The following is a 14,115-nucleotide window of genomic DNA, read 5'->3' on the forward strand; positions in this document are numbered from 1 at the left end:
GTATTAAATCTGTTTATTTCAATCCTATCGGTATATTTTTGTGAAATGAAATGTAAGCTAAAAGATATGTTAGTGTAATTTGAAAAACTTTTAATTATGATAAAAACATTAATTTGCAAGTATGGATATTTTATCTTATTCTTGTTTTTTTAAGTATTGTTTATTTCATTTTCTGTCTGAAGGACTGTTCGTGAAGGGGAGAAATAGAAAAAAGAAAGGGGTTGTCCATAGCGGACAACCTCTTATACGAAAGCGGAATTTTTATTGGATGCTTTTATTTGGTTTATCTACTACTTGTAGATTAATCTTTTTTGCCGGAAGGCCTTCAGATTCCACAGTCAGAACAGCCTCGCCGGTCTTACCGGATACAGAACGAAGAATAACCAGGCACAGCCCATTGTATGCTTTACGTTCATGAGACTGGAAAGAGACTAGACTGGTAGCATCGCCATTATCAGTAGCTACAATCTCAACCGGACCACTAACCGAGAACTTTAACAGGTTCTTTGTACGGGGAACGGTCAACCCTTCTTTATCTACAATATCAACACGCACAAAAGACAGATCTGTTCCATTGTTCAAAAGAATCTTTTTCTCCGGACTTACAGATAATCCAGCAGGTTGACCTGTTGTCTTTACCTGTTGTTCCGCCCACTGTTTTCCCTCTTTATAAGCTATCGCTTTCAGTTCTCCCGGTTCATACCGAATGTCATCCCAGGTAAGACGGTCATAAGAATGTTCCTTCTTGCGCCTCCCTTGTGACTTTCCGTTTAAAAAAAGTTCCACTTCGTCACCCGAAGTATAAATATGAACCGGTGTAACCTCTCCCACCCGCTCCGGCCAGTTCCAATGCGGAAGGATGTGAACTAACGGGAGTTCTTTACGCCAATAACTCTGATAATTATAGTAACGGTCTTTAGGGAATCCGCATAAATCAACAATTCCGAAATAAGAACTACGGGACGGAGTTTTTATTTTACCCAACTCTTCCAACTCTTTTCTGGCCGCTTCCAATTCTGCAGGATCAGAGAAATTCAATAGATTGGTCCGATCTTCGCTATAAGGGGTAGGTTCCCCCAAATAATCAAATCCTGTCCACACAAATTCTCCACTCATAAACGGATATGCCTCATTCATTTTGAACTGTTCTTCCGGTAGACATCCCCATCTGATGGTAGTCATATCATAAGAAGAAAGTTGAAAATCGGAACGACTGTCATCGATATCTTTCGTCACCGGAAAGAAATACTCTCCTCGGGAACTGGTAGCCGAAGAAGTCTCGCTGGCGTGATAGCGGCGTGTAGGATTCTGCTCTTTAAACAAAGGATATGTCTTATGAAAATAATTCAATCCGAAAACATCAACTTGGTTGACAATATCACGATAAATTGCATCTCTTTTATTACATCCCAATGAAGTAGGGCGCGTGGAATCTTCATCATGGCTGTAGGCAGTAAGATTGCGGGCTATCTCTATACCCAGATCGGTTACCTGATCATGCACCTCATTACCGATACTCCACATGATCACCGACGGATGATTCCGGTAATGACGAACCAAAGAGCGCATATCCGCTTCATTCCAGTCATCAAACAGGATACTGTAATCGTTTTTTGTTTTCCCTTTATGCCAACTATCCACAAGTTCCAATTGCATCATCAGTCCCATGCGGTCACAAAGTGCCACCAACTCAGGTGCAGGCGGATTGTGTGAAGTGCGAATTGCATTGGCTCCCATCTCTTTCATAATACGTAACTGACGTTCGGCTGCCACTTCATTGAAAGCTGCCCCCAATGCTCCGAGATCATGATGCATACAAACTCCTTTTATAGGCACTTTACGACCATTCAACATAAATCCCTGATCGTGAGTAAACTCAATTTCACGTATACCGAAAGGAGTCTGGTAACGCTCTACCTCCCGACCGTCTACTTCAATACGGGTCACTGCCACATAACAAGCGGGAGATTCAATTTCCCACAATTTAGGATTGGATACAGCAAAACCGGATTGTAACTCGGTGGTCGATTGTTGCTCCATCTTCACTTTTAAAGTAGGACAGGAAACCACCTTGGTACCTTTGGGATTTCCTGCTCCGTCCTGTTCATAAATATCGGTCTTTACGCTTGCCAGTACACTCTTACTTGTATTATTTTCCAATCGAAGAGTCATATCCATAACCGCTTTATCGAGGGATATTTTTTTGTTACGTATAAAGGTTCCCCATTGTGCTACATGTACAGGAGACGTTTTCACCAACCATACATTCCGGTAAATTCCCGATCCCGGATACCAGCGGGAAGCATCATCCGGATTATCCAGACGGATAGCCAGCGTATTCTTCTTTCCGGCTTTCACGTAAGGAGTCAGATCAAGGCGGTAAGAAGCGTAACCATACGGCCACCCACCAACAAACTGCCCATTACACCAGACAGAAGAGAAAGACATTGCTCCATCTATATCCAGATAAATTTGTTTTCCGGCATCTTTGGAGTTTAATTCAAAGGATTTACGGTACCAACGTATTCCCCAATAAGGTAATTTTCCGGTAGCTCCTACATAGTTTATATTGAAAGGCCCTTCAATAGCCCAGTCATGCGGAAGATTCAGTTGCCTCCAACTACTATCATCAAAATCCGGTTCCACATAAGCCACTTCATTTCCCGGATTTCCTGCCGGACGGACATGTTTCTGTCCCGATTTGATAAAATCATTGGCACAAGGTAATAGATAGGGTTTCAGACGTGAATAGTGCAAGGTGCTGTCAGTTCCGTCCGGATCATTCTCCTGATATCGCCAGTCTCTATTCAAGCTTATACGTTCTTGCGAAGCAACTTCATTGCTCCACGAGAGAAAATATATACTCAACCCAATAAATATAAATGCCTTTCTCATCTTTAATGATATAAATTGTTTTATTAATGCTTGTTCTTTAGTCTTTTTAACTCTCTAATTATTTATAATAATTTTAATCTATCTGTCATATATAAACTGCTTTTTTATTTTTTCATCTAAACTTAGAAGAACGTTTTTAATTAGAGGAAATATAATGGAATAAATATCTAAACAGTTACCATATAACATACTTTTTATGCCTCTTTAAATCGCAACTATATACTTTCGAACAAGCTATACAACGCATGGTACAATAAAGTATATAGTTACGTTTGTTTTTGTTAAATCAGTTCACTTCAATTTCATCAATAAGCATATACGGTTTCCTTCCGGCTGCAACATGCCCTTTAGGAAGAACGGGAGTACGTTTGATAACTATTTTTACATATCGTGCTTTTACCGGTTCAAATTCTACTTCGTATTCCTCAATACCTTTTTTCTTTAAATTTGTTTCGGATGGATAGTTCTTATTTGCCACTTCGCGAAATGCCACCTTGTCATCAGAAACGGAAACAACCAATCCAAGACTTCCCATAATCCAAGAATCCACATCTATATAAGCGCTTGTTATAACACGACTTACATCCTCCATTTTGCCAAGATCTATTATTGCTGTTACATCTCCATCAATAAAACCGATCCATTCACCCGACGTACAACTTTCACCTCCTTTCATTCCATCCACCAAAGTTGGTGCACCTCCATAAAAGAATCTCTTCGTTGGTTTTATCATCTCTAATTCAATAGGACAGCCTGTTGATTTTCCAAGTGCTAGTTTTTGACTCATAATCCGGCTTTTACCTTCTGACCTGAAAGTAACGGCACGAATCTCCGTAGTATGGTTGACGATGATTGGCTCTATGTATTTCTGAGAGTTTATTGTCGGTTCCGTACCGTCTAAGGTATAATAAATCGGTACTTCATCAATTGTATTTAGAGTAGCCGTGATTGTCTTTTTTTCTGCATTCAACGTAAAATCTCCTTGTACGTTAAATATATGTTTGGCATAATTTAAACTGTCTCTTTTATAGAGCTGTATAAGTGGTATCAAACGTTTTGTAAAATCTTTGTAGTCTTTTTTGGTGGGATACAACCACTGTACTTCGGACAATGCTGCCATACGAGGAAGCACCATATACTCTACGTGATCTGTAGTAGCAATATACTCTGTCCACAAATTGGCTTGTACCCCCAAGACATGTTTCGCTTGTTCTTCCGTAAGTGAAGCTGTCGGTTCGAGGCTATATACTTTTTTCACAGGAACATATCCTCCAATAGCAAGTGGCTCTTCATTTATATCAACAGTCTGGTAATAATCCAGATAACAGTGCGTATTGGGTGTCATGATGACATCGTGCCCCATCTGTGCTGCCTTGATGCCACCTGATGTTCCACGCCATGACATAACCGTGGCATTGGGAGCTACATCTCCATCTAATATTTCATCCCAGCCGATAATTCGCCGTCCTCGTTCATTGATGAATTTCTCGATACGGGCCATACAATAACTTTGTAAGCGGTCTTCAGCACTATGTTCTTCGTCAGCTCTCAATCTTTCTGTCTTAATACGCGCTTGGCATTTAGAACAGTTTTTCCAATGTACACGCCGCGCCTCATCTCCGCCGATATGAATATATGAAGAAGGGAATATATCTATAATTTCTGTCATTACATCTTCAAGAAATAGCATGGCCTGTTCATTTCCTATACATAGTACATCTGGAAAGATACCCCATCGCTGACACACGTCATAAGGTCCCCCCGTACAACCAAATTCCGGATAAGATGCCAATGCGGCAAGCATATGACCGGGTAAGTCTACTTCTGGAATCACTGTAATATACCGTTCCTGTGCATATCTTACGATTTCCCGCGCCTGTTCCTGCGTATAGAAACCTCCATAAGGTGTATCATCATACTGATTTGTGTTTTTACCTATCACAGTACGCTTACGTATGGAACCTATTTCTGTTAGTTTGGGATATTTTTTGATTTCAATGCGCCAGCCCTGATCATCAGTCAGATGCCAGTGAAAAGTATTCATATTATGTAAAGCCAGTAAGTCAATATACTTCTTGACAAACTCTATAGGAAAGAAATGACGACAAACATCCAGATGCATACCTCGGTAGGAGAATCGCGGTTCGTCTTTAATACAACCTGACGGTAACAGAACCGTTGTTACTCTGGTTTTAGCAGGAATAGACTTTCTTAAAGTCTGGATGCCATAGAATACTCCTTGCTCTGTTTTTCCGTCAATTTTAACACCATCTGAGGTAATATTCAGTATATATCCTTCTTTGTTTTCAATATTAGGATTAAGCCCAAGTGCTATAGCATTATTCACTTTTGTACCAGAAGTAACAGTTTTTACTTCAAGAGTATATCCTAGGGCCTCCTGAAGGTATTCGGAAAGGAATTCGGCGTTCTTTTTCAACAGAAGATTATTTTGGGGATAGGTAATAAGAGTCCCTGTATTCAAAATGAACGGCTTTTCGTTCGATACCAAATTAACTTCTTGTGGTAAAGGAATTACTTGATAGTTGGCCACTTCTTTTCCATTGTTACACGAAGTGCAAATCAGTGCCAAAATGCTTGCAAAGAGCATACGATTAACTTTTTTCATACATAAATCATTATTAGTTTGTATTTGAAAATTATTATTTCTCAATTGGTTTGGATGGATCACCTGTCAACAAATTGATGGTTTCGGCTTGTATGGTTGTGTTCGGATTGAAAGAACTACTTAGCATATATTTTTTTAAGCTGTATAAAAGTTGACGGGCTACCGGGCGTTTATTCATATCTTTGTGAAAGTCAATACCCGAAATTAACAATTTGCCGGCTCCTACTTTCACTTCAAATAGTAATGCTAATGAACGATTAGTTGTCCAGTCGTCGATAACACGTATAATAGGAGATATTTCTTTTGACAGTTTTTCTATATGAATGGCTCCTGAATGGCTCATTGCATCCCACCATTGATAATTACTATAATAATCGGTTGGAAAATCGGCCAGGGCCGGATGGTGGGGGTTACATAAAATACCTAACGTATGAGGAGCTTGTCCTTTAGTCCAAGCTGTGTTCCAGAATATACTGGAGAACCCGACTGATACATCACCACCGAAATTTTTGTTCAATGAACCTTGTTTCAACGACAACAGTGCCTTACCTCCGGCTTTAAGGTATTCAATGGTTTTAAGATCCAATGAATCAATGAGCAGGAGTGTTTTATCCCATATTTGCTTTTGTGCCGGATATACCCAGAAATCCCAATCGTTGGTATATTCATTGATGGTTACTTCCAGATTCAGCCGGCTGGCTTCTTTAATGGAGTTTAAGTTGAATGAAATGTTACTTAATGGCAGGCAATTACCGATTTCTAATTTTTCAACGTAGAATCGTCCTTGAGCCATATTACGACCGTCACTGTCTTTAATGCTCCAGGATATGTTTGGGCGTTTCAATTTCTGGTAATAATTGGCAACTTCCACTTGTGCCGTGAATGTTTCGTCATTCTCAAAAATCAGCTTGGGAATACGTGCCAAGGGAACAAGGCTATTACAGAAACGGCTATACCCTTCAGAATCAATATATCCCTTTTCTTCCCAAAACACATCAAGTACCCCTACGAGTGCCGTTCCTTGTCCAGGAAAGTCGTTTAGACCCAATAGTTGGAAACCACCGAATTTCGGTGTACGTAGCGCAGCCTCAATATCGGCTTTATAACACAATGTTTGTAACTTACCGGAAGCTAGTAGAAAACTGTCAGCCAATTCTGATAAACTGTTTTCAGCAAGGTTTTCTTTAAATATTTCGTAATTTTTGGGTTTGTAGATACCCGTATACTTTCTCATCTCTTTAAAATTGGGATATGCGCACCATTGTCCTATTTCATGGCTGATGATGGGCTGAGTGAACTTATTGGTGTAATCTTGCCAATCGTAAGTAGTAGAGGGCTCTTGGGCATTGATAATACTACGTATACCTTCGCCCCAGCGTTGTATGCGCGGATTCGCATCACTTAGAAAGTCATTGACCGGTAAATTGGGCCATCCTGCAGCTGATGTATAAAGACGACGATTGTCACGAGTTTTCCAATAGGTGACAAATTCGGTCAGATAATCATTCATTTTTTTTCCGGCAGGTTCATTTCCATAAGCCATCATACAAAAAGATGGATGGTTACCATAATTCCTCACAATACATTCCGCCTCCTCTTTGATGAACTCATCGATAGGGTCACCATCACCTATTACCGATGATTGGTTGGCCCATGAGGAACATTCGATCATGAGGTAGAGTCCTAATTCATCAGCTGCCTGAAAAGCAGCTTCAGGGGGACACCATGAATGAAAACGGATGTGATTGATGCCATATTGTTTACATATACGTAATTCACGCATCCATTCCTCTTTATCGGTAGCGGGATAACCGGTTAGTGGAAAGGCGGCACAATGTAAGGTTCCCCGCATAAAAACTGGATGCCCGTTCAACTGTAAATCACCATTTTTTATGCTCCATGTACGGCAACCAAAAGTGATGGTTCTACTGTCCTGTTCTTCTTTTCCTATGCGCAATACACTACTTAGTTCATACAAATTCGGGGAGAACTCATCCCAACTTTTTATATTATTCGGTAACGGTAGTGACAATTCCAGATTATTTTCTCCTGGTTGTATAGGCCGTTTTTCCACCGTCTTTTTTCCTTCTAGATAAAACTCGAAATCAGCTTTTTTACATTTGCCAGTACTATTAAAGACATTTGCTTTTATAATCAGTTTGCCTTCCTCCGGATTCGGATATATCTCCAATTGTTTATAATAAGAGAGTCCTTTGGCTTTCAGATACATATTACCTACAATTCCGTTCCAATTTCCTTGTGTGTGATCGGAAATGGAATGGGAGTTTTCACCCGGGTCTATGTTTCTCACGGCATTATCTATACGGACAGAGATGGTATGTTTGCCGGGGGGTAGTAATTCTGTCAAGTCATATTCATGCGGAGTACTCAATACATTCCGCACACCTGCTTCTTTTCCATCAATCCATACACGGCTTTCCCAATGACAACGTTCGAAAAAAAGATGAATACTTCTTCTTTTCCATGTTTTAGGGATTGTGATATCTCGTTGGTACCATGCTACCCCGGTGTAATATGTGTCGGGTTGTAACCAGAAAGGAACTTTGAAATTATCAGATGTACGATAACGGGCATAGCGTTCTTTTTTAAAAAAGGAATCGTCATTAATACTACCTACCCATGGAGTTTTCAAACCGACAGGATCTCCTTTTTTGTTAGTTTGCATTGAACCGGGTAATTCCACTTGATCATTCAGTGTTTTTAAATACCATTGATCAGTCTCACCTTTTTCCTCTCGATCGACGGCAAAGCGCCATGTTCCCGACAAATCTATAATTTGCGAATATCCTGGTAAACTGAAGAGTAATAATAGGCTCAAAATAGAATAGTGTTTTTTCATAATAATTTTAAATTCATCGTTGTGTCGACTTTTTATATTCTTAGTAATCATTATTAGTGCTGGTTTCATAAATTGAAGATTGCACCACATTATTCTCTTTATTTTCATCAAATATCCACCGTTTGAAAGTAGATGAATCTTCTTGTTTTGTTTTTATATTCGTTGACAAGAAGCTATGATATCATTTAGTGATTGTGAGATGTTTTATATGTTAATTAAAACTCGTTATGATTGCAAAAATAGAAATATATAAACTATCTATGGTTCATTATTATTCAAAACAAGCGTACTTTTGTACAAAACGATTTTTTTACTATATTCATTATCAAGGTTATTCTTTCTTTGTAACAACTGTTTGTAATATTCTAATTCCCTTTATAACGAAATAATAAACACTCTTTTGGTTTATATGACCACGCTCCAATTGAAAAAGTTTTTAAGCATATATTTTTAACTGTAAAAGGCTGAACGCTTATCCTTATGAAAGTCAATACTCAAGATTGGCAGTTTTCTATCTTCTATTTTTACCTGAAATAGTAATGTCAATGAACTGTTGGTTGCTCAGTCGTTGATAACATGGATAATTAGGAGATGCTTTAGCTCTTAAAGTGTGTAAAAGATAGAATTGTACATATGTTTATGTTTATAAGTATGATTCAAGGAATAGGTGTAATTATAAAAAGTTTCCGGGATGCGCGGGGATTAATATGGCTTATGATGTCCGTGGGAATTTGATCTTTACAGATAACGGGGAATTACGGAAAAAAAGGTTGATGGAGTTTTACCGATATGATAAATATGACCGAATTGTCATGAGGGGAGTGATCTCCTCCTCGGGTTTTGTTTGGGGTTCTACCCGCTATCACGGTACCTGTGAGAGCTATACCGGTAATACCCGTTGTTATGGATATTCAAACAGCACGGGTTTGAATATAAAGCCGGAAAATATACATGAAGTTTATTATTATGATGATTACAGCTTTCTGAACCTGTTTGAAGATCGCATCGATTCCCTGTCTTATAAACCGAAAGAAGGTTATGGCGTGAAGTATGTCAATGGGGAAGCGGCGCATTTGTCTTCCAACGGTCTGCAAACAGGACACTTAAAGAAAGTTATTGATGATGATGACAAGTTGTTTATAAGCGCATTGTATTATGACAATAAGAGGCGTCTTGTTTAAAGTCGTACGAATAATTACATGGGCGGATATGATTGTTATTATTATCAGTATGATTATGTCGGTAATGTGTTACGTCAGGCGCATAATCATAGTAATCCGGCTGATGCATTGTTTTGTTATGAGGAGGTGTATACGTATGGTTATGACGCGGCCAAACGTCTGACCGATTGCAGACATAAGTTTAAATCCGGGCAGGAACGTTTATTATATCGTAATTCCTATGATGAATATGGCAGGGTGATAGAAAAATCGTATACTGAGAAATGTAAAACTACATATGCCTATAATATGCGGAATCAGCTGACGGGTATACAGACTGATGATTTATACAGCCAGACTTATACTTTTACTAACGGAGGAAACATAGAACGTACCGACTGGTATTGCGATTACGTTGATTTTCGCCATACCTATGCATATACTTATGATAAATTAGACAGGCTTGTGAGTGCGAAGCATACCGCAAATGACGATATAGCAAGTCAGATCGTTGATTATCAAGAGTATGATGGTAGGCCGATATATGACGTAAGCTATGAATATGACAAACATGGTAATATAACCCGTCTTCAGCGTTTGGGATACACCGGCGAATATTTAGTACGTTCCTTGGATGACCTGACATACCGGTATGACGGTAACCGGTTGATGTCCGTGGAAGCCGCTGATAATGATCAATATGTGAGTACATTTGAGGATGAGGTCCATGAGACGGAGGAGTGTTCTTATGATCTGAATGGGAACCTGGTTAAAGATAATAACCGTAATCTGCAGAATATAGATTATAATTATTTAAATTTGCCCCAACGGATTTGTTATGGCAGGCAGGATGCCGGAAAGGTGATTTCCTATACATATGCCACTGACGGTACGAAATTGAAATCTCTTTACGCAACGGGTACTAATGATATTTTATCACCGATCGATACATTGGATTCAAATATGGATAATGATGTTGTTTATTCGGACAGTGTTGTCTATTGTGACAACAGCCTTTATGTGAAAGGGAGGCTGGATCGGATTTTACTTCCGGACGGGTATATACAGGCCACTTACCAAACAATAAGAGGACGTTTGGTTGCTTTTTATAAGTATTATTATCTTATGAAGGACCACCAGGGAAGTGCCAGGATAAATATAAGTGAGGAGTACTTGGATGACAGGCCTTCTGAAGGAAGTCAGAAAGCTGTCAGTTATTATCCTTTTTGGAAAGCCATGACGGGTTGGACAAAATGGGTTAACCCTTTCAAAGAGCCGTATACATACACGGGGAAAAAGGAGGAAACCATGCATGGCTTGGGGTGGTATGACTATGGAAGACGGTTTTATGATCCGAATTACAGGTTAAGTTTTATCAGTGTTGATCCGCTTTGTGAGAAGTATTATTCGATTTCACCTTATGCGTATTGTGCGAATAATCCAATAAAATATATCGATCCAAATGGACTGTGGGTTCATGATTCTTCAGGATGGTATACAGAAGACATAAATGACATAGAACGATTTCTTAATATGATAAGAATAGAAAATGATATACAAGAAAGTGTTTCTAAAAGCCAGTTGTATACTTTTATTAATGAGGAGTATAAGGGAACAGGAGGCCGATTAAGTGATGGGAGTGTATTATTATCAGAAGTGAGTGTGGTCAAAAACGAACAGGAAGAATGGGACTTTCCCGAATATCAAAAGATGGCAATGCTTAATGAAATAGACAAATATGGCTCTTTTATCTTAAATGATTATGATTATTATCAACAAACAGCAGGTTTAAATGGTGATTGGAAACATATAGTGGGCCCTTCCTTGATTCTTTTGGGGCAGCCTATTCGAGCACTGAAACCTATTGGAGCATTAGGGTCAAGACCTGGTTCTTCAATAGCGTCTTATACTTTTTCAAAAGCTTTACCCCAGCGTTTTACGAATGTCTTTGGAAAGAAATTTGGAACAAAAATTGCAAAAAAAGTAGGTACTAATACTATTGGTAGAGCTATTGGTCGATTTGTTCCTTATTTGGGATGGGGGATAACTATTGCGACTACATCATTTAGTTTAGGAGAGAGATTTGGACCAAGTACTTGGTTTGGAAATAATGATTATAAATGGTTTGAATGAAAACAATGAATGAAGATGATATTTGGAGACAAATTATTCAGTTTGTCAAAGAAGAACGATGGGATGGTGAATACACTCGCGAAACAGATCTTGTAAAAGATTTAAAGCTCAAAGGAGATGATGCTTACGAATTTATCTGTTTGTATAGTAAAAAATTCAATGTAAATATTGCTAAGTTTAATTCTGAAAAATATTTCTATGCTGAAGGAGACTGGATATTGTTAGAAATATTAGATTTGATTCTAAAACGGAAGAAAAAGGTTAAGGAAAAAATAACTCTCGGTGATTTAGAAAGAGGTGTAAAAGAGGGAAAATTAGTTTAATATTATACGTAAAATGTTTGATATTTTTGTATGTGTTTGTTATGGTCGAGTACGATATACCACCTGTGGTGACACAAATGAATATTATTCGTTCTGAACTAAATGCACAAGGAGGAAATTATGGACAAAGGTTAGATTATGGAGCAACTTCCGTAGGGAGTTATAACTATATTCCATTCGATATTTCGGCGCAAAACCAATTAAGTTTTGGATTTGTACCTTTACCTATTAATAAATTTTTAAAATTCAAATAGAAACAGGTTGCCATGAAAAATATTTTGATTATAATAATATTGTTTTTTCTACAAAATAATATGTTTGTACAGAAAAATTATAGTACCGATTCTATTAAATATTTAGCGGGATATAATGCTATTATTAATGATTCTATAAATAAGGGGAAAAGCTTGATAATTTCGAATTCACTTATTGACTTAAATATTTCTGTGTTTTATGAGGAACTAAAACAAAAAGGTGAAGATAAGCGCTCTGTAATGATCCGGTTGTTATATAAAATATATCAAAATGTTGATTTCTGTTCTAAATTGACATTTTTAAACGATAAAAGTGTAAAATGTTCAAAGAATATATTGTTTTTTTCTCCGATAATAAATGATTCAATTTTATGCGCAGAACTGTTTGAATATAGAAGTAACCTAAATAAAAATAATGAAAATGAATACATGCGTATAGCAGCATTTAATACAAGTTATATATATTTATTTGTGTTTGATAAAGTCGGAAAGATAAAATCAATGTTTAGAAAAGAGATGATTTATGATTAATCAGGTAAGTTTGTGTTTTAGTTTGACTAAAACTTTTGAACAATGTGAGTTCTGTATAAAAAATTGAATGCTTATCCAATTTGTGAGATTTAAGATTATGAAATTAAAAAGAATTATTGCTTTTATTATTGATGTATTTGCATCATCTGCTATTGTTTATATTACTATCACTATTTTAAGAATATGTCATATATGGATTATTCCCTATATTATGATGGTTCTATTATATGTTCTGATGGTGTGTAAGGATTGTTATAATGGTCAAAGTATAGGCCGAAAGATTGTTGGTATTCAAGTGTTTGATAGTAAGACAATGAAAGTTGCAAGCCCTTTAAAGTGTATTCTACGTAATTGTTTCTATTTAATATATCCAATAGAAGGACTCGTTATGTTATGTAATTCCTTGGGATTGAGGATGGGAGATTATGCTACTCAGACTAAAGTAGCTGAGTGGAATGCTGATTTGAAAGAAGTCAATTATATAAAAATAGCTCAAGCAATAGCCTTGGTCTTTACGGTATTTGTACTTTTATGTGTCTTTATAGTTATGTATACGAAAGACAGTGAAAAAGGGCTTTTGGATCTTCTGTATAATTATTAATAGTTAAGTATTATATCCTTTGTATAATGAATGGGACATTTATGTACAAAGGGTGTAATAACGATTTTTAGAAAAGATATATTAAAAAATGAAATTAAAGAGAGTCATAGCTTTCGTAATTGATCTGTTCATTACGTCTGTAATTTGTTTTATCGTCATTTTATTTTTAAAAAAGTGTAATGTTCGGATTACTTCTTACATTGTATCATCTATAGTATATGTTTTAATATTATGTAAGGACTGCTATAATGGTCTTAGTATAGGTAGAAGAATTGCTAATATTCAGGTATTTGATAGTAAAACAATGAAAGTAGCCAGCCCTGTTAAATGTGTTTTACGTAATTACTTTTATGCACTACATTTGTTAGAAGCCTTTTTGGTACTGTTTACTTCTTCGGGACTACGCATAGGTGATCGTATCACTGGAACAAAGGTTGCGGAGAGAAATATGAATTTAAAGGAAGTAGATCTAAGAAAAATCGTTTTAGCTGTAAGTGGAGTTATCGCGATTATACTTCTTATGGGAGTTATTATATACATTAGGGCTTCCAGCTTAGGGCGTATGGATCTTTGGTATGAATAGTATCTGTAGTTTATACATAATATTCTTAATAAATACTACTGTAAACCTTACCATTATTTGAAAACACTGTTTTTCATGTGTGCACGTTCGGGCGAAAATTATATTGAATTATTGCATTTGAGCTACTGTTTGATTCACAAACAATAACT

9 protein-coding genes are annotated in these 14,115 nt (G+C 37.2%); 6 read left to right on the forward strand and 3 right to left on the reverse strand.

All coding sequences use genetic code 11. The features are described from left to right. Window positions 1-261: 261 nt before the first annotated feature. From galB to QX565_RS02745, 3 genes are all read right to left on the reverse strand, one after another. Window positions 262-2,895, reverse strand: a complete 2,634-nt coding sequence (gene galB, locus QX565_RS02735) for a beta-galactosidase GalB (protein ID WP_289291144.1) — start codon at window positions 2,893-2,895, stop codon at window positions 262-264. Window positions 2,896-3,181: 286 nt separating this feature from the next. Next, window positions 3,182-5,521, reverse strand: coding sequence for a glycoside hydrolase family 20 protein (locus QX565_RS02740; RefSeq protein ID WP_221648489.1), 2,340 nt, complete (start codon window positions 5,519-5,521; stop codon window positions 3,182-3,184). A 34-nt stretch (window positions 5,522-5,555) separates the two neighbouring features. Further along, window positions 5,556-8,381, reverse strand: coding sequence for a DUF8487 domain-containing protein (locus QX565_RS02745; RefSeq protein ID WP_221648490.1), 2,826 nt, complete (start codon window positions 8,379-8,381; stop codon window positions 5,556-5,558). A gap of 773 nt (window positions 8,382-9,154) precedes the next feature. Between QX565_RS02745 and QX565_RS02750 the strand changes: the two genes are divergently transcribed. From QX565_RS02750 to QX565_RS02775, 6 genes are all read left to right on the forward strand, one after another. Continuing rightward, window positions 9,155-9,562, forward strand: coding sequence for a hypothetical protein (locus QX565_RS02750; protein ID WP_221648491.1), 408 nt, complete (start codon window positions 9,155-9,157; stop codon window positions 9,560-9,562). A gap of 18 nt (window positions 9,563-9,580) precedes the next feature. Continuing rightward, window positions 9,581-11,674, forward strand: a complete 2,094-nt coding sequence (locus QX565_RS02755; RefSeq protein WP_221648492.1) for an RHS repeat domain-containing protein — start codon at window positions 9,581-9,583, stop codon at window positions 11,672-11,674. Further along, window positions 11,671-11,997, forward strand: a complete 327-nt coding sequence (locus QX565_RS02760) for a DUF1493 family protein (protein WP_255585239.1) — start codon at window positions 11,671-11,673, stop codon at window positions 11,995-11,997. Before QX565_RS02755 ends, QX565_RS02760 begins: the two co-directional genes overlap by 4 nt. Before the next feature lie 266 nt (window positions 11,998-12,263). Further along, window positions 12,264-12,782, forward strand: a complete 519-nt coding sequence (locus tag QX565_RS02765; protein WP_289291146.1) for a hypothetical protein — start codon at window positions 12,264-12,266, stop codon at window positions 12,780-12,782. A 97-nt stretch (window positions 12,783-12,879) separates the two neighbouring features. Further along, window positions 12,880-13,383 carry an RDD family protein gene (locus QX565_RS02770; protein WP_221648494.1) on the forward strand — a complete coding sequence of 168 codons (504 nt, stop codon included), beginning with the start codon at window positions 12,880-12,882 and terminating at the stop codon, window positions 13,381-13,383. A gap of 88 nt (window positions 13,384-13,471) precedes the next feature. Next, the gene (locus tag QX565_RS02775) at window positions 13,472-13,966 is read left to right on the forward strand and encodes an RDD family protein (RefSeq protein ID WP_289291148.1); all 495 of its coding nucleotides are present in this window, start codon (window positions 13,472-13,474) and stop codon (window positions 13,964-13,966) included. The last annotated feature ends 149 nt before the right edge of the window (window positions 13,967-14,115 follow it).

The sequence above is a fragment of the Bacteroides sp. 41_26 genome, from assembly GCF_949740115.1.
Taxonomy (GTDB): domain Bacteria; phylum Bacteroidota; class Bacteroidia; order Bacteroidales; family Bacteroidaceae; genus Bacteroides; species Bacteroides nordii.